At 40.4% G+C, this 16,090-nt stretch carries 19 protein-coding genes; 15 read left to right on the top strand and 4 right to left on the bottom strand.

What is annotated here, in order from left to right; all coding sequences use genetic code 11:
• The first annotated feature begins 65 nt into the window (after positions 1–65).
• The 13 genes from purE to IGL17_RS07700 all read left to right on the top strand — a co-directional run bounded on the left by purE (position 66) and on the right by IGL17_RS07700 (position 12,726).
• Positions 66–554: a 5-(carboxyamino)imidazole ribonucleotide mutase gene (gene purE, locus IGL17_RS07760; protein WP_002365766.1), complete on the top strand. Its 489-nt coding sequence runs from the start codon at positions 66–68 to the stop codon at positions 552–554.
• Entirely contained in the window at positions 547–1,671 is a 1,125-nt protein-coding gene (gene purK, locus IGL17_RS07755) for a 5-(carboxyamino)imidazole ribonucleotide synthase (protein ID WP_016618320.1), read from the top strand. Before purE ends, purK begins: the two co-directional genes overlap by 8 nt.
• A gap of 151 nt (positions 1,672–1,822) precedes the next feature.
• The gene (gene purC / locus IGL17_RS07750) at positions 1,823–2,536 is read left to right on the top strand and encodes a phosphoribosylaminoimidazolesuccinocarboxamide synthase (protein WP_016618321.1); all 714 of its coding nucleotides are present in this window, start codon (positions 1,823–1,825) and stop codon (positions 2,534–2,536) included.
• Positions 2,537–2,549: 13 nt separating this feature from the next.
• Complete coding sequence (purS, locus tag IGL17_RS07745; RefSeq protein WP_002357271.1) at positions 2,550–2,801, top strand: phosphoribosylformylglycinamidine synthase subunit PurS; 252 nt, start codon at positions 2,550–2,552, stop codon at positions 2,799–2,801.
• On the top strand, positions 2,802–3,476 hold the full coding sequence (gene purQ / locus IGL17_RS07740; RefSeq protein WP_016618322.1) for a phosphoribosylformylglycinamidine synthase subunit PurQ: 675 nt from the start codon (positions 2,802–2,804) through the stop codon (positions 3,474–3,476).
• The gene (gene purL / locus IGL17_RS07735) at positions 3,473–5,692 is read left to right on the top strand and encodes a phosphoribosylformylglycinamidine synthase subunit PurL (RefSeq protein WP_016618323.1); all 2,220 of its coding nucleotides are present in this window, start codon (positions 3,473–3,475) and stop codon (positions 5,690–5,692) included. Before purQ ends, purL begins: the two co-directional genes overlap by 4 nt.
• Positions 5,668–7,107, top strand: a complete 1,440-nt coding sequence (purF, locus tag IGL17_RS07730) for an amidophosphoribosyltransferase (RefSeq protein WP_016618324.1) — start codon at positions 5,668–5,670, stop codon at positions 7,105–7,107. The genes purL and purF overlap by 25 nt, the downstream gene beginning before the upstream one ends.
• Before the next feature lies 1 nt (position 7,108).
• On the top strand, positions 7,109–8,140 hold the full coding sequence (gene purM, locus IGL17_RS07725) for a phosphoribosylformylglycinamidine cyclo-ligase (RefSeq protein WP_016618325.1): 1,032 nt from the start codon (positions 7,109–7,111) through the stop codon (positions 8,138–8,140).
• Positions 8,137–8,709, top strand: a complete 573-nt coding sequence (gene purN / locus IGL17_RS07720) for a phosphoribosylglycinamide formyltransferase (protein ID WP_016618326.1) — start codon at positions 8,137–8,139, stop codon at positions 8,707–8,709. Before purM ends, purN begins: the two co-directional genes overlap by 4 nt.
• Positions 8,661–10,247 (top strand): bifunctional phosphoribosylaminoimidazolecarboxamide formyltransferase/IMP cyclohydrolase, encoded by a 1,587-nt coding sequence (gene purH / locus IGL17_RS07715; RefSeq protein WP_016618327.1) that lies wholly within the window; start codon positions 8,661–8,663, stop codon positions 10,245–10,247. Before purN ends, purH begins: the two co-directional genes overlap by 49 nt.
• A gap of 18 nt (positions 10,248–10,265) precedes the next feature.
• Positions 10,266–11,513, top strand: coding sequence for a phosphoribosylamine--glycine ligase (purD, locus tag IGL17_RS07710; protein WP_016618328.1), 1,248 nt, complete (start codon positions 10,266–10,268; stop codon positions 11,511–11,513).
• A gap of 128 nt (positions 11,514–11,641) precedes the next feature.
• On the top strand, positions 11,642–11,971 hold the full coding sequence (locus IGL17_RS07705; protein ID WP_010713335.1) for a DUF1648 domain-containing protein: 330 nt from the start codon (positions 11,642–11,644) through the stop codon (positions 11,969–11,971).
• 20 nt (positions 11,972–11,991) lie between these two features.
• Positions 11,992–12,726, top strand: coding sequence for a TIM44-like domain-containing protein (locus IGL17_RS07700; RefSeq protein ID WP_010775890.1), 735 nt, complete (start codon positions 11,992–11,994; stop codon positions 12,724–12,726).
• A gap of 39 nt (positions 12,727–12,765) precedes the next feature.
• Here IGL17_RS07700 and IGL17_RS07695 read toward each other — a convergent pair whose 3' ends face one another.
• The 4 genes from IGL17_RS07695 to IGL17_RS07680 form a co-directional block, all read right to left on the bottom strand.
• Entirely contained in the window at positions 12,766–13,287 is a 522-nt protein-coding gene (locus IGL17_RS07695; protein WP_002385866.1) for a QueT transporter family protein, read from the bottom strand.
• A gap of 145 nt (positions 13,288–13,432) precedes the next feature.
• Positions 13,433–14,218 (bottom strand): 3-oxoacyl-ACP reductase, encoded by a 786-nt coding sequence (locus IGL17_RS07690; RefSeq protein WP_016618330.1) that lies wholly within the window; start codon positions 14,216–14,218, stop codon positions 13,433–13,435.
• Positions 14,219–14,280: 62 nt separating this feature from the next.
• On the bottom strand, positions 14,281–14,514 hold the full coding sequence (locus IGL17_RS07685) for a DUF2829 domain-containing protein (RefSeq protein WP_002357284.1): 234 nt from the start codon (positions 14,512–14,514) through the stop codon (positions 14,281–14,283).
• Complete coding sequence (locus tag IGL17_RS07680) at positions 14,504–15,238, bottom strand: YigZ family protein (RefSeq protein WP_002410598.1); 735 nt, start codon at positions 15,236–15,238, stop codon at positions 14,504–14,506. The genes IGL17_RS07685 and IGL17_RS07680 overlap by 11 nt, the downstream gene beginning before the upstream one ends.
• Before the next feature lie 69 nt (positions 15,239–15,307).
• On the opposite strand from IGL17_RS07680, the gene IGL17_RS07675 reads away from it, so the two are divergent.
• Complete coding sequence (locus tag IGL17_RS07675; RefSeq protein ID WP_002357286.1) at positions 15,308–15,595, top strand: DUF7662 domain-containing protein; 288 nt, start codon at positions 15,308–15,310, stop codon at positions 15,593–15,595.
• Positions 15,596–15,715: 120 nt separating this feature from the next.
• Positions 15,716–16,051 carry a PTS sugar transporter subunit IIB gene (locus IGL17_RS07670; protein ID WP_025193362.1) on the top strand — a complete coding sequence of 112 codons (336 nt, stop codon included), beginning with the start codon at positions 15,716–15,718 and terminating at the stop codon, positions 16,049–16,051.
• Positions 16,052–16,090: the final 39 nt, after the last annotated feature.

Here is a 16,090-nt window from a genome sequence, read left to right as displayed (position 1 = left end):
TTTGACATCTCTTTTTCTCATTGTTAGAATAACAGTGAAAAAAGGCGGAAGGAGTTATTACATTCATGAAACCATTAGTCGCTGTGATTATGGGAAGTACCTCAGACTGGGCAACGATGAAAGCTGCTTGTCTTGTGTTGGAAGAGTTGAAAATTCCTTATGAAAAACGAGTGATATCAGCACATAGGACCCCTGACTTGATGTTTCGTTTTGCAGAGGAATCACGAACAAAAGGATTGAAGGTTATTATCGCTGGCGCTGGTGGAGCGGCCCATTTACCAGGGATGGTAGCTGCAAAGACAACCTTACCTGTCATTGGTGTTCCAGTTAAAACACGAACATTAAACGGTATTGATTCACTGTTGTCTATTGTGCAGATGCCAGGGGGAGTTCCTGTAGCAACAACTGCGATTGGCTCAGCAGGTGCTACCAATGCTGGGTTATTAGCTGCAGAAATACTAAGTATTGATGATTTACAGTTAGCAGAAAGAATCCAAGCAAGACGACAATCATTGGAAAAAGCGGTTATGGAAAGTGGGGAACAACTTGAATAAACCCTTAAAAGTCGGAGCAACTATTGGCATTATAGGTGGGGGACAATTAGGGCGAATGCTAGTCATGAGTGGTAAAAAAATGGGTTTCCAAATGATTGTGTTGGACCCAACGCTCAATAGTCCAGCTGGTCAAGTAGCTGACCGTCAAATTGTGGCAGCCTTTGATCAGATATCTGCTTTAACTGAACTAGCAGAGTTATGCGATGTGATCACCTATGAATTTGAAAATATTGAAGTGGCCTCCCTAGAAAAGGCCATTCCACTAGAAAAGTTGCCACAAGGAACAGAATTGTTAAAAATTACTCAAAATCGATTGCTTGAAAAAACGTTTCTTCAATCGATTGGCTGTAAGATTGCCCCTTTTGCGGAAGTGAAAAGTCAGAAAGAGCTGCCACAAGCAACAGAAAAGATTGGTTTTCCATGTGTCTTAAAAACTATTCAAGGTGGATACGATGGAAAAGGACAGGTCGTCTTAAAATGCGAAGAGGATTTCTCCCAAGCGACTGAATTATTAGCTAACGCTACTTGTGAATTAGAAAAGTGGGTGCCTTTCACTAAAGAACTTTCAATCATCGTTGTAGGGAATAAGCATGGTTACCAAAGCTTTCCTGCATCTGAAAACATTCATCGAAAGAATATCTTGCATGAATCAATTGTGCCAGCTCGAATTTCTGAGAATGTGCAACAAAAAGCAGCGGAATTGGCGCAACACATTGCTGAGGAATTAAATTTATCTGGGGTTTTAGCTATCGAACTGTTTTTAACGGATTCAGAAGAGTTGTACGTCAATGAATTAGCGCCACGGCCTCATAACTCAGGTCATTACTCTATTGAAGCTTGCTCATTTAGTCAATTTGATGCGCATATTCGAGGGATTAGCAATTGGGGCATTGGGTTACCCCAGTTACTTCAACCAGTGGTTATGGTGAATCTCTTAGGTGAACACTTAGAAAAAAGCTACCAGTTATGCACGTCAAAACCCACTTGGCAAGTCCATTACTATGGAAAAGCCGAATCAAAAGTTGGCAGAAAAATGGGCCACGTCACCATTACAACACCTTGCTTATCAGAAACGTTAAAGGAAATTGAGACTGTTGGTATTTGGAACGTAACTTAATAAATGCTTGCTCCAAGCAAGTTTTTTATTTTTACATTCGACAAACACGAACGATTATTGTTTTTTTATAACTAATGTAAGTTTTTAACTGATGTAAATCAGCTGAGTTAGAAAGAATAGGGTTCATGAAGCTAACGAGAAGAGGGAAAGAATGGAAAAGAAAGCACTTGTGTATACAGGAAAAGCGAAGAAGTTGTATCAAACAGAAAATGCAACGGTTCTTTTTGTGGAATATCTTGATCAAGCAACAGCTTTAAACGGTCAAAAAAAAGACAAAGTTCTTGGGAAAGGCGCTTTAAATAATCAAATCACTAGTCTAATTTTTGAACATTTACAGCAACAAAAGATTCCCAATCATTTTATCAAAAAAGTATCTGAACACGAACAATTAATTCAGGCCGTAGAAATGATTCCTTTGGAAGTTGTCGTACGTAATTATGCGGCAGGAAGTTTTTCAAAGCGTTTAGCGATTGAAGAGGGCACTAAATTAGTGACGCCCATTATCGAATTTTATTACAAAGAAGATCGTCTGGATGATCCTTTTATTAACGAAGACCATATTCAATTTCTAAAAGTAGCCACTCCTGCTGAAATTGTGGAGATTAAAGCATTGGCTTTACAAATTAATCAGGCGCTTAGTCAACTCTTTCAACGCCTCAATATTTGTTTGATCGATTTTAAAATCGAGATTGGTCGGACGAAGGCCAATCAATTGTTACTGGCAGATGAAATTTCTCCAGACACCTGTCGTTTATGGGATTTAAACACAAACGAACATCTGGATAAAGATGTTTATCGCCGTGAATTAGGAGAAATAGTTCCTGTATATGAAGAAGTTTTACAACGTTTACTAACAGCTAATTGAGGAGGAAGCGCGTATGTATTTTGTCAAAGTCTATGTTACGTATAAAGAATCAATTTTGGATCCCCAAGGTGAAGCGGTTAAGGAAGCAGTCCATCGGCTTGGTTTTACAGAAGTAGCCGAAATCCGTGTCGGTAAGTATTTTGAAATGCACGTCCAGCAGACAGAAGCAATTGAAGAGAAAATTGAACAAATTTGTGATCAACTATTAGCCAATGTAAATATGGAATCCTATCGTTTTGAAATTTTATCTTTGGAGGAAATTTAAATGAAATTGGCAGTGATTGTTTTTCCAGGATCTAATTGTGATGCAGACTTATTGTGGGCTGTCAAAGAGGTGATGGGCGTCGATGCAGAATTTGTCCGACACGATGCCACTTCTTTAGCAAAATTTGATGGCGTGTTATTGCCGGGCGGTTTTTCTTATGGCGATTACTTACGTTGTGGTGCAATTGCTCGGTTTTCGCCAATTATCAATGAGGTGATTCGCTTTGCTACAGAAGGCAAAATGGTTTTTGGTACTTGTAATGGCTTTCAAATTTTAACAGAAATTGGCTTGCTTCCTGGTACGTTGTTAAGAAATGATTCGCTTCGTTTTATTTGTAAAAGTGTCCCATTGAAAGTGAATACGCACACAAAGTTTACAAGCGAGTATCCTGAAAATGTTTCGATACATTTACCAGTAGCGCATGGCGAAGGGAATTACTATTGTGATGAAAAAACGTTGAAAGAGCTGAAAGAAAAGAACCAAATTGTTTTTACGTATCAAGAAAAGGTGAACGGTAGTCTTGCGAATATTGCTGGTATTTGTAATGAACGGGGCAATGTTCTAGGAATGATGCCTCATCCGGAACGAGCGATGGAAGAATTGTTAGGTTCAACAGATGGACGCAGCTTTTTTGCTTCAATCATTAAAAACTTTGGAAAGGAATTAAGCCAATGATGAATGAACCAACACCAAAAGAAATCAAGGAGACACGGTTGTATACAGAATGGGGACTAACAGATGAAGAATATCATCAGATTGAGACCATTTTGCAAAGAGAACCTAATTATACAGAAACTGGCTTATTCTCCGTGATGTGGAGTGAACATTGCTCTTACAAAAATTCCAAGCCCGTTTTAAAAAAGTTTCCGACGGAAGGGCCACAAGTGCTTCAAGGCCCTGGTGAAGGAGCTGGGATTGTCGATATTGGTGACGGATTAGCTGTTGTTTTTAAAGCAGAGAGCCATAATCATCCTTCTGCAGTAGAACCTTACGAAGGAGCAGCTACAGGCGTTGGTGGAATTATTCGCGATATTTTCAGTATGGGGGCGCGGCCGATTGCTTTACTGGATTCGCTAAGATTTGGCGAACTGACGGATGCACGAACACGTTATTTGTTTCAAGAAGTTGTGGCGGGGATTAGCGGTTATGGAAATTGTATTGGTATTCCAACCGTTGGCGGTGAAATTGCTTTTGAGCCATGTTATCAAGGAAACCCACTTGTTAATGCTATGTGTGTGGGATTGATTCGTCATGATGAGATTCAAAAAGGCCAAGCAAAAGGAGTCGGAAATAGCATTCTTTACGTAGGTGCAAAAACAGGACGAGATGGAATTCATGGTGCGACCTTTGCTTCAGAAGAATTTAGTGAAGGTGAAGAACAGCAACGATCTGCGGTACAAGTAGGTGATCCGTTTATGGAAAAATTATTATTGGAAGCTTGTCTTGATTTAATCAAAAATCATCAAGATATTTTAATCGGTATCCAAGATATGGGGGCGGCTGGCTTGGTTTCTTCAAGTGCTGAAATGGCATCAAAAGCAGGTTCAGGCTTGATTCTAGAGCTAGATAAAGTTCCGCAGAGAGAGACGCAGATGAGCCCCTATGAAATGCTCTTGTCTGAGTCCCAAGAACGGATGTTAATCTGTGTGGAAAAAGGAGCAGAACAGCAAGTTTGTGAATTGTTTCAAACGTATGACTTAGAAGCGGTAGCGATTGGCTCCGTAACAGATGATGGACAGTATCGTGTCTTTCACGGTGGCAAAATAGTCGCAGATGTACCAGTAGATGCTTTGGCAGAAGAAGCACCTGTTTACCAGAAAGCCTATCAAGAACCAGAACGGATGCGTGCTTTTAAAAAATTAGCGCCCTTCATTCCAGAAATTACGAATAGCACGGAATTATTAAAACGCCTATTGCAACAGCCAACGATTGCATCGAAAAAATCAGTTTACGAAACCTATGATAGTCAAGTACAAACGAATACAGTGGTGCAACCAGGAAGTGATGCAGCTGTTTTAAGAGTGCGGGGCACCAATAAAGCCTTAGCGATGACGACAGATTGTAATAGCCGTTATTTGTATTTAAATCCTGAAATTGGTGGGCAAATTGCGGTTGCAGAAGCAGCCCGTAATATTGTAGCAAGTGGAGCACAACCTTTGGCTATCACTGATTGCTTGAATTATGGTTCCCCAGATAAACCAGAAAGTTTTTGGGAATTATGGACGTCGGCGGATGGAATCGCCGCAGCCTGCCGTCAGCTAGGAACACCCGTGATTTCAGGGAACGTCTCTCTTTACAATGAAACAGATGGTCAAGCCATTTATCCAACGCCAATGATCGGCATGGTGGGCGTGATTGAAGATGTTTCACAAATTACCACACAAGCGTTTAAACAAGTGGATGACTTAATTTATCTCATCGGTGAAACCCACGCAGATTTTAACGGCTCAGAAATTCAAAAAATGCAACTGGGTCGAATTGAAGGGCAATTACGCTCATTTGATTTAAAAGAGGAAAAAGCAAACCAAGAATTAGTTTTAAAAGCAATTCAAGCAGGCCTAGTTGCTAGCGCGCATGATTGCGCTGAAGGCGGTGTTGCCGTTGCTTTAGCCGAGTCGGCTTTTGCCAACGAACTGGGGCTACAAGTGACACTGCCATTAAAAAAAGAATATCTATTTGCGGAGACGCAATCCCGTTTTATTCTTTCAGTTAGTCCCCAGCATCAAGAAGCATTTGAAGCACTTATCGGAAAAAAAGCAAAACATATTGGGAAAGTGACTGAAACTGGTTTGGTCATCCATGCGTTAGATGATGTGATCAATTGTTCAACAAAAGAAGCCAAAGCCTTATGGGAGGATGCGATTCCATGTCTTATGAAGCAAAAAGCTTAAATGAAGAGTGTGGTATTTTTGGTATTTGGGGTCATCCTGATGCGGCACACGTGACCTATTTTGGCTTACACAGCTTGCAGCATCGAGGCCAAGAAGGCGCGGGAATTGTGGCGAACAATTCTGGGGAATTAGATGGCCACCGTGATTTAGGTTTATTAGCAGAAGTATTCCAAAAGCAAGAACAACTGAATGCGTTAGAAGGAACGGCGGCTATTGGTCATGTACGCTATGCAACCGCTGGTACGGGTAGCGTGGATAATATTCAGCCATTTTTATTTAAATTTTATGATAGTCAAATTGGGTTAGCACACAATGGCAATTTGACAAATGCCAAGCGTTTACGAAAACAACTAGAAAGAGAAGGCGCTATTTTTCATTCCAATTCAGACACTGAAATTTTAATGCACTTGATTCGAAAAAGCACTGCTGCCTCGTTTCTCGATAAATTAAAAGAGAGCTTGAATTTGGTTAAGGGTGGCTTTGCTTATCTTTTATTAACAGAAACGATGATGATTGCTGCACTGGATCCCAACGGCTTTCGCCCTCTCTCCATCGGACAAATGAACAATGGGGCGTACGTTGTGGCATCCGAAACGTGTGCATTAGAAACAGTTGGGGCTCGCTTTATTCAAGATGTGGCGCCTGGTGAAGTAGTCATCATTTCTGATGAAGGCTTGAAAATAGAGGTTTTCACTACGGAAGTCCAACCGGCGATTTGCGCAATGGAATATATTTATTTTGCACGACCAGATTCAAATATTGCTGGAGTTAATGTGCATACAGCTCGTAAAAGAATGGGAAAGAACTTGGCAATCGAAAGTCCAGTCGCAGCTGATATGGTAATTGGGGTACCGAACTCGTCATTGTCTGCAGCTAGCGGCTATGCAGAAGAAGCACAGATACCTTACGAACTAGGTTTAGTAAAAAATCAATATGTCGCTCGAACGTTCATCCAGCCGACACAAGAATTAAGAGAACAAGGTGTCCGAATGAAACTATCGGCAGTTCGTGGCGTGGTCAAAGGAAAAAAAGTCGTTTTAGTAGATGATTCGATTGTTCGCGGGACCACTATTCGGCGCATTATTCATTTATTAAAAGAAGCAGAAGCGCAAGAAGTTCATGTCAGAATTGCTTCACCACCATTAAAATATCCGTGTTTTTATGGCATTGATATACAGACGCGGGACGAACTAATTGCGGCAAACTATTCAATTGAAGAGATCAAAGAGCAGATTGGCGCAGATTCGCTGGCTTTTTTGAGTGAAGCAGGGCTGATTGATGGGATTCAATTAAATTATGATGCTCCTTATTCTGGGCTGTGTATGGCTTACTTTAATGGAGACTATCCAACGCCTTTGTATGATTATGAAGAACAATATCAAGCATCCTTGAAAAAAGAAACTAGGAGGAATTGACATGGAAAATGCCTATTCAAAAGCTGGCGTAAATGTTGAGGCAGGATACGAAGTAGTGGAACGAATTCAAAAGCATAGCCAAAAGACACAACGGACGGGAACGTTGGGCATGCTTGGTGGTTTTGGTGGTTGTTTTGATTTAAGTAGTTACAAGCTTAAAGAACCAGTTTTGGTATCAGGAACGGATGGCGTAGGCACAAAGTTACTCTTGGCAATTGAAGAACAGAGACACGAGACAATCGGAATTGATTGTGTAGCAATGTGTGTCAATGATGTCGTCGCACAAGGCGCCGAACCGTTATATTTTTTAGATTATTTAGCGTTAGGGACCGTTAATCCAGCTAAAGTTGAAGCAATTGTTGCGGGTGTTGCGACTGGCTGTTGTGAGGCGAATGCAGCCTTAATTGGGGGCGAAACAGCTGAAATGCCTGATATGTATGAAGCAGATGCTTATGACGTGGCTGGTTTTGCCGTGGGTATTGCTGAGAAAAGTCAACTCTTGACTCCAAGTAACGTAAAAGAAGGCGATTTCTTGATTGGTCTTCCTTCAAGTGGTCTTCATTCTAATGGTTACTCTTTAGTAAGAAATGTTTTTTTTAAGAAACATTTGTTTAAAACAACGGACGAGCTTCCAGAATTGGCACCCAAAACGTTAGGGGAAGAATTATTAACACCAACAAAAATTTATGTGAAGGAATTATTGCCATTGTTAAAAGCAGGACTCGTGCATGGGGCTGCGCATATTACTGGCGGCGGGTTTTTAGAAAATCTACCAAGAATGTTTTCTTCCTCACTAGCTGCAGAGATTCAATTAAATAGTTGGCCAGTGCTACCAATTTTTAAATTGATTCAAAAATATGGTGAAATTCCATCTGAAGAAATGTATGAAATTTTCAATATGGGCTTAGGGATGATTTTAGCGGTGAGTCCAGAGCATGTTGAAAAAGTTCAGGAGCTTTTGCCAGAAGCTTTTGAAATTGGTCGTTTGGTACCTAGGAAAACGAAAGCCGTTATTTTTAAGGAAGCCTTATGAAGATAGCTGTTTTTGCATCTGGCAATGGTAGCAATTTTGAGGCGATTGCTGCAGCTTTTTCCCAGAAAAAAATTGCAGGGCAGTTGAGCTTAGTCTTTTGTGACCAGCCTGAAGCCTATGTATTGACCCGTGCCCAAAAGCGCAAGATTCCCGTTGTTTGCTTTTCGCCATCTGATTTTCCATCTCGTGGGCAGTATGAAGAACAAGTATTGAAACATTTAAAAGAGCATCAGATCGATTTAATCGTGTTAGCTGGTTATTTGAGAATTATCGGCAAGACTTTACTGGAGGCTTATCCAAAGAGAATCGTCAATATTCATCCTTCTCTGTTACCTAGTTTTCCAGGTCTTCACGGAATTGAAGAGGCATTTCATTATGGAGTGAAAATAACAGGAATCACTATCCATTATGTTGACTCTGGGGTTGATACAGGACCGATTATTTTTCAAACAACCACCAAGATTGATACCGAAGATACAGTGGACACATTAGCAGAGAAAATTCATGCTCTTGAGCACGAATGGTACCCAAAAATAATTTCACAAATTGTAAAGGAGACAATGAAATGACCAAAAGAGCATTGATTAGCGTTTCAGACAAAACAGGAGTGACAACATTTGCAGCAGGCTTAGTTGCAAATGGTTTTGAAATTATCTCCACTGGGGGTACAAGGAGTGTCTTAGAAGAAGCGGGGGTACCGACACTTGCTATTGACGACATCACTGGCTTTCCAGAAATGTTAGATGGCCGTGTCAAAACGTTACATCCGAATATCCATGGCGGACTTTTGGCAAAAAGGGGAAACCAAGCGCATCAAAAAGCACTGACTGAACAAGGCATTCAATTTATTGACCTTGTAGTAGTGAATCTTTATCCATTTAAAGAAACAATTTTAAAACCAGCGATCTCTGAAGCAGAAGCGATTGAAATGATTGATATTGGCGGTCCTAGCATGTTACGTTCAGCGGCAAAAAATTATCAAGACGTAACAGCAGTGGTTGATCCTAGTGATTATGAACAGGTATTAAGTGAAATTAGCAGCACTGGAACTAGCCAGTTAGCCACTAGAAAAAGATTAGCAGCAAAAGTCTTTCGTCATACCGCTGCTTATGACGCGCTTATCGCTGACTATTTAACGACGCAAGTGGGTGAAACTGAACCAGAGAAACAGACGCTTACTTATGAACGCAAGCAAACATTGCGCTATGGTGAAAATAGCCATCAACAGGCCACCTTTTATCAATCCGTTGTACCTGTATCACTATCCATTGCTTCCGCTCGACAACTTCATGGCAAAGAACTGTCATATAACAATATTCGAGATGCTGATGCAGCACTCCGGATTGCTAGCGAGTTTACAGAACCTACGGTTGTCGCTGTTAAACATATGAACCCATGTGGAATTGGAACAGGAAAAACGATTTTGGCAGCCTATCGTCAGGCATTTGAAGCAGATCCAGTTTCAATTTTTGGTGGCATTGTTGTTTTGAATCGTCCAGTGGACCAAGCGACTGCGGCTGAAATGCATCAAATCTTTTTAGAGATAATTATTGCGCCTAGTTTTGAGGAAGAAGCTCTGGCACTGTTATCTCAGAAAAAGAATCTTCGTTTGTTAACGTTAGATTTTCATGCTCAAGAAAAAAAAGCGATGGAATTAGTTTCTGTTATGGGTGGGTTATTAATTCAAGAACAGGATACAGTTGTTGAAAATGACCAAGCATGGCAAGTTGTTACAGAGCGCCAACCCACACCAGCTGAAAGAGACGCATTGAACTTTGCTTGGAAAGCAGTCAAGCATGTAAAATCAAATGCTATTGTTTTAGCCAATGAAAGCCAAACGGTGGGGATTGGCGCTGGTCAAATGAATCGAATTGGGTCAGTAAAAATTGCAGTTGATCAAGCCCAAGCAGCTGGAAAATTACAAGGGGCCGTCTTAGCAAGTGATGCCTTTTTCCCCATGGCAGATAGCGTGGAATATGCTGCACAACATGGCATTCAAGCAATTATTCAGCCAGGCGGGAGCATTAAAGATCAAGCATCAATTGATCTAGCGAATCATTATGGTATTGCGATGATTTTTACTGGGACTCGTCATTTCAAACATTAATTTTTAAAGGAGAAACCGATGAATATATTAGTGATTGGGCGTGGTGGTCGTGAACATGCAATCGCCAAAAAATTACAGCGAGAAGACAAAGTCAAGACTGTTTATTGTGCACCAGGTAATCCTGGTATGAGTGGTGATAATATTCGGACCGTACCTATCAGTGAAGAGCAGCAAACGGAACTAATTCAATTTGCGAAGGATAATCAGATTGATTGGACATTCGTCGGACCAGAAACGCCATTAATTGAAGGGATTGTAGACGCCTTTCAAGCAGCGGGATTACTGATTTTTGGCCCGACAAAAGCAGCTGCAATTATTGAAGGTTCAAAAAGTTTTGCGAAAGATTTTATGCAAAAATACCAGATTCCAACGGCGGAATATCGGGTCTTTCGACGTTTGGCACCTGCCTTAGAATATATTGAACAGCAAGGAGTACCAATTGTTATTAAGGCGGATGGTTTGGCAGCTGGAAAAGGAGTAGTAGTTGCCGAAACAAAAGCAGCCGCAAAACGGGCGCTAGTTGCGATGATGGAGGATCAACAATTTGGAGTAAGCGGTCAAACGGTTGTAATCGAAGAATTTTTGCAAGGAGAAGAATTTTCCTTAATGGCTTTTGTTTCTAATGAGAAGGTATATCCGATGGTGATTGCTCAAGATCATAAGCGGATTTTCGATGGGGATGCTGGTCCGAATACAGGGGGGATGGGTGCTTACACACCAGTGCCTCAGATCCCAGAAGAAGCGGTTCAGCAAGCCATTAGCCAAGTACTGAAACCGACTGCTAAAGGAATGGTGGCTGAAAAACGTCCGTTTCAAGGGATTTTATATGCTGGTTTAATCCAAACAGCAACTGGCCCCAAGGTTATTGAATTTAATGCTCGATTTGGGGATCCAGAAACACAAGTTGTGTTGGCCCGTTTAGAGAGTCCCCTTTCAGAAATAATTTCTTCATTGCTGGCGAAAGAGCAACCAACGATTGTATGGAATGAGTTAGCGAGTGTTGGTGTTGTTGTAGCAGCAGAAGGCTATCCTAATCAATACAAGACAAATCTACCATTGCCCGAAATGTCTGGTGAAACCATCTATTATGCAGGGGTAACTCGTTCAGAACCGGCTCTGGTTTCGGCTGGCGGACGAATCTTTTTAGCAGAAGCAACTGCTTCGACTCTTGAAGAAGCCCGCAAAAAAGTTTATCAAACATTGGATAATTACTCATTTCCTGGAATGTACTACCGAAAAGATATAGGTGTGAAAGGCTTGATTTAGGATTTTCAAAAACAGAGGCAAGGACATTTAATCGAATGTTTCCTTGTCTTTTTTTTATTGCAAATTCAGATAGGGAGGCATAAACTGAAAGTATATCCATCATTAAACTAGAGGAGAAAGCTAAATTAATGAGAGAGAAGCAGATTGAAAAAGTTAGTCAGGGGTTATTTATTGTTACAAGTGTCTTGGCAGTTAGTTTACTGTTATTAAGTGCGGTGTTTTATCCTGATTTACCAGCTCATGTGCCCATTCATGTGAATTTTTGGGGCGAGGGTAATTCGTTTGGTCCAAGATCTAGTATATTTATGTGGCCAGCGGTCCTGTTTGGCTTGAGTATTTATCAACGAAGTTATCAATCAGTACAACCATATGGCAGATGGCTGAAGGTATTATTAATCATTGTTAATCTTGGCGCTTTGTTTAGTATTCTGCGTCTATTTATTCATTTGTTGGTTTGAAGGGGTCGAAAGGTGAGAAAATGAGAAAGTTAATTTTGGTTTTTGTGGGTTGTGCCATGGCCTTTTGTTTATGGCCTAATCAAGCAGCGGCTGTAGCTGGTGGCTACGGCGGTGGACGTGTAGAAAGTCCTAGCGGGGGTAATCCCTCGAATGGTTTTTCGCCAAGCGGTGATGGATCAAGAAGTTATGTTCATCATAACGAGACTGGGACCAGCAACACAACGCCACTGGAAGGCTTAATTTCAACAGTGTTTTTTGTTCTTTTTGGGGGCGCGATGATTTGGCAAAGACGCCGCAGAAATCAACCAGTCGATGAAGGCGCTTTTCAAGAAATGTGGGCAGCATTACCTGGAACATCAAAAGAAAAAAAGGCACTCTTAAAAGAAATACAACAAACGTTTTTAGAAATACAACAAGCGTGGGATCAAGAAAACTTGTCTGTAGTCAAAGATAACTATACAGAAAAACTTTATCAAAAACATCTTGCAGTATTACAAGAAAATCAACAAGCGGGCATCAGAAATCATGTAAAAAAAGTGAAAGTAGCGCCAGCTTCGAATTATCATCCTATTAGTGAAAACAGTTTTTCACTGATGCTTCATTTTTCTTGTATTGACTACGAGGAAGATACTCAAAGCGGTTGTGTTTTATCGGGATACAAGCATCAAAAACAATATTTTTCACAACTTTGGTATTTTGATTACAATCCATCTCTTGGAAAATGGCAAGCAGACTTCATTCAACCTAAAGGATAGTGCTAAAAAGCGCTTGGGGTTTAAATCCCAAGCGCTTGTTTATTCTTCGATGCGTTTTACAAGCTGTATTTTTTTATTTAATACGTAAATCAGGATACCGCCGACGGTCATTGAAAGAAGTTCACCAAGTCCAACGGTCAACCATGTGTACCAAAAAGGTAACTGATAAAAGAACGTTAAGGGTCCGGCGACAGTGAACATGGACAAAGCAAAAAGAATGGCCGTCAGCATTAGTTTAATCAATAAATTTTGCTGATTTTTTGTCGCAAAATAGGCAATCCATAAGACTGCACACGTTCCAGCGCTACCGATGACTATATCGATGATACCAAGAGGCGAAGCGGTGTTGGCAATCGCAACCCCTAACGTAATGGACCAGATATATCGCTTGTTAAAAACGCCTAAATAATTAAATAATTCGGCAAGACGAAGCTGTATCGGACCAAAACTAAGCGGAGCGAGAAGTACAGTGACAACAACATACAAAGCGGTAACCAGCGCCATTTTAGCCAACGCCGTAGCTGACCACGTACTGGTTTGTGGATTTGATGAATGATTCATTTAAGATTCTCCTTTATAAAACAACGACGTGTTTTAGTGATAACCATAACCAAAGGAAGGGCAATAAAGCCAACTGAAGTGTTATGGTGTGAGTTGTCTCACTGTGTTACATGTTACTGAAGAACAGACACTCTGTAAAGTCTTTTTATTTCATGGTCCAACCACCATCAATGGTCATAACTGTGCCATGGATATAATCAGCGTCATCACTAGCTAGAAATAATGAAAGTTTTGCTACTTCCTGTGGCTGCGCCCAACGGCCCGCGGGTGTTTCACGTGCTACCCAAGTAGCCATTTCACCTTCTCCTACAAAATCAGCTGCGTTCATGGGTGTTTGGATGGCACCTGGCGCAATCGCATTTGCTCGAATGCCTAATTTGGCATAATCGTAGGAAAGTTGTTTTGTATACCCGATGATTGCGTGTTTGGAGGCAGTGTACGCTGCGCCGCCGCCCCCAGCTACTAAGCCGGCGATAGATGCCATATTAACGATTACTCCTTTTTTTTGTTGGAGGAAATAAGGTAATAGAGCATTGGTCACTAAAAAGACACTTTTTAAATTGGTTGCTAAAATTTGATCCCATAAAGCTTCCGAAGTTTCTAGAGAAGGACGATAATCATCTAAAATACCTGCCGTATTTAATAAAATATCAATTTGGCCGTTGTCTTTCACAATTTGTTTCATCGTGGCTTGCACAAATGAGGGAGAAGACACATCACCGACAAAATAAGTAAATGGCTTAGTAGAATCTGGATTAACCAGTGCGGCTGTCTGTTTTAACCCCGTTTCGTTTAGGTCGATGCCAATAACCTCAGCACCTTGCTCAGCAAAGGCAATTGCTTGTGCTTGGCCAATCCCTGAAGCTGCACCAGTAACAAGCACCCGTTTTGTTTCAAATTCTTTTGGCATAAGAAAAACTCCTTTAAACATTTAAAAATTAAGGTCTGGAAGAACGAGCAATCGCCGTAATCTGCCAGACCTTATGTGTGTAGTTATGCTTCAACAATCACCCAATCTTCTGCTAAGACATCACAAGGTGTTGGTGAAAACATGCTGTAGCCTTCATCAGAAGTTTTGATTAAAAAATACGGGGTAACTTGTAAAAATTCACCTTCGGAGGTGCCAATTTCATCACGTAATTCAATAAAAAGTTCGAAACCGCTCCAGCCTTTACGTACGGCTTTTTTTCCTGCTTTAATCTGTGGCAATACTTCTTCAAATGTCATTTGCTTGTGCTCCTTTTTCGTTAAATGGTAGTTCGTGATAGCTTGTTGCGCCTTTTTCAATTGTCAACTGACCGTTAAGTAAATCCGTCATTTCAGCTATAAATGTTTCTGTTGCTTGTTCATCTACTAAACAAATTAACTGAATAGACTCTGTGTAAATAGTTTCTTTAAGCGTGTAGGGACTATGTTCTAAAAAGGCTTGGGCTTTTCCTAATAAAGGATAGGCGATCGTAATCAATAGTTCTTGTTGCAATTTGCCAATGACTAAACCAATTTCATCTAAAGTGTGGGAAAGAGCATGACTATATGCTCGGATTAAACCACCAGCGCCTAATTTTATTCCGCCAAAATAACGAGTGACAACAGCCACTACGTTGATTAACTCTTTTTTCTTTAAGACTTCCAGCATTGGAACACCAGCAGTGCCACTAGGTTCGCCGTCATCGCTGCTCCTCTGAATGTCATTTTTTTCGCCGATAACAAAAGCACTACAATTATGATTGGCTTTCCAATGTTCTTTTTTTATTGCGGCGATAAAGGCTTTTGCTTCTTCTTCTGATGTTACGCGCTTTACAGAACAGATAAACCGCGATTTCTTGATTTCAATCTCGCTGAAACCATCTTGTTTGACTGTAATATAGCTTTCTAACATATGGGCATCCTTTTCTCTCGTAATAAAGTCAGTATAAAAAAGAATCAACTGAATAGCAACTTTTTCTCTCATCTTTTTTGTGAGATTTTTGGAAAAAAACGTTATAATAAGGTATGATAGAGAAAAGGGAGGCGCTGGAAAATGGTACATACACGACAGAAAAAATATGATACAATTACTCATTATTTGAAAACGAATGGCGGTTCCCAAGTTACTTTGACCTTTACTCAGTTTGATGAATTGTTATTCCCTCATTCTGGTTTACCAAAAACTGCTAAGACAGATGTCGATTGGTGGGCGAACGATTATAAGCATCCAGAAAAGGGCGCTTATGGTTGGTTGAATGCGAGTTACCAAGTAGTTCAAGTGAATTTGGAAAAAGAATATGTGGTATTTAATAAATTGCTGAAGTCAGCATGGTACGTTTAAACCAAGATTGTATCCGCTTTAAAAAACAAGAATGATTGACAAAAATTAACTTTACACTATAATATTTTTAATAGATAATGTTGAAAATTGAAAAAGGCAATGGTAAAAGGGGCTGTTAAAATGTCAAAAAAAACAATTATGTTAGTTTGCTCCGCAGGAATGAGTACTAGTTTACTTGTTACAAAAATGCAAAAAGCAGCATTTAATCAAGGCTTAGATGCCCATATATTTGCGGCTTCTGCATCGGAAGCAGACACAAATTTAGAAAATAATCCAGTCGATGTGTTATTGTTAGGTCCACAAGTTCGTTATATGAAGAGTGATTTTGAAAAGCGTCTATCACCAAAAGGTATCCCAACAGATGTCATTAGCATGTCTGATTACGGCTTAATGAACGGGGAAAAAGTGCTGGAACAAGCCTTGGGTTTGTTAGCACAAGCAGATAAAAAAGAGTAAAAACAAGTTGTTTTTTCGAGAATCTTCGAAAAAGCAACT

The sequence above is a fragment of the Enterococcus sp. AZ088 genome, assembly GCF_051714845.1.
Classification (GTDB): domain Bacteria; phylum Bacillota; class Bacilli; order Lactobacillales; family Enterococcaceae; genus Enterococcus; species Enterococcus faecalis.
This window is presented reverse-complemented; position numbering and strand designations above follow the sequence as displayed.

Bases quoted from the DNA above. Each gene is read 5' to 3' on its own strand.
- purF (WP_016618324.1), top strand. From the start codon at position 5,668: ATGTCTTATGAAGCAAAAAGCTTAAATGAAGAGTGTGGTATTTTTGGT.
- purC (WP_016618321.1), top strand. From the start codon at position 1,823: ATGGAAAAGAAAGCACTTGTGTATACAGGAAAAGCGAAGAAGTTGTAT.
- IGL17_RS07670 (WP_025193362.1), top strand. From the start codon at position 15,716: ATGTCAAAAAAAACAATTATGTTAGTTTGCTCCGCAGGAATGAGTACT.
- purD (WP_016618328.1), top strand. From the start codon at position 10,266: ATGAATATATTAGTGATTGGGCGTGGTGGTCGTGAACATGCAATCGCC.
- IGL17_RS07690 (WP_016618330.1), bottom strand. From the start codon at position 14,218: ATGTTTAAAGGAGTTTTTCTTATGCCAAAAGAATTTGAAACAAAACGG.
- purL (WP_016618323.1), top strand. From the start codon at position 3,473: ATGATGAATGAACCAACACCAAAAGAAATCAAGGAGACACGGTTGTAT.
- IGL17_RS07695 (WP_002385866.1), bottom strand. From the start codon at position 13,287: ATGAATCATTCATCAAATCCACAAACCAGTACGTGGTCAGCTACGGCG.
- IGL17_RS07680 (WP_002410598.1), bottom strand. From the start codon at position 15,238: ATGAGAGAAAAAGTTGCTATTCAGTTGATTCTTTTTTATACTGACTTT.
- IGL17_RS07705 (WP_010713335.1), top strand. From the start codon at position 11,642: ATGAGAGAGAAGCAGATTGAAAAAGTTAGTCAGGGGTTATTTATTGTT.
- purE (WP_002365766.1), top strand. From the start codon at position 66: ATGAAACCATTAGTCGCTGTGATTATGGGAAGTACCTCAGACTGGGCA.
- purN (WP_016618326.1), top strand. From the start codon at position 8,137: ATGAAGATAGCTGTTTTTGCATCTGGCAATGGTAGCAATTTTGAGGCG.
- purM (WP_016618325.1), top strand. From the start codon at position 7,109: ATGGAAAATGCCTATTCAAAAGCTGGCGTAAATGTTGAGGCAGGATAC.
- IGL17_RS07675 (WP_002357286.1), top strand. From the start codon at position 15,308: ATGGTACATACACGACAGAAAAAATATGATACAATTACTCATTATTTG.
- IGL17_RS07700 (WP_010775890.1), top strand. From the start codon at position 11,992: ATGAGAAAGTTAATTTTGGTTTTTGTGGGTTGTGCCATGGCCTTTTGT.
- purS (WP_002357271.1), top strand. From the start codon at position 2,550: ATGTATTTTGTCAAAGTCTATGTTACGTATAAAGAATCAATTTTGGAT.
- IGL17_RS07685 (WP_002357284.1), bottom strand. From the start codon at position 14,514: ATGACATTTGAAGAAGTATTGCCACAGATTAAAGCAGGAAAAAAAGCC.
- purQ (WP_016618322.1), top strand. From the start codon at position 2,802: ATGAAATTGGCAGTGATTGTTTTTCCAGGATCTAATTGTGATGCAGAC.
- purH (WP_016618327.1), top strand. From the start codon at position 8,661: ATGGTACCCAAAAATAATTTCACAAATTGTAAAGGAGACAATGAAATG.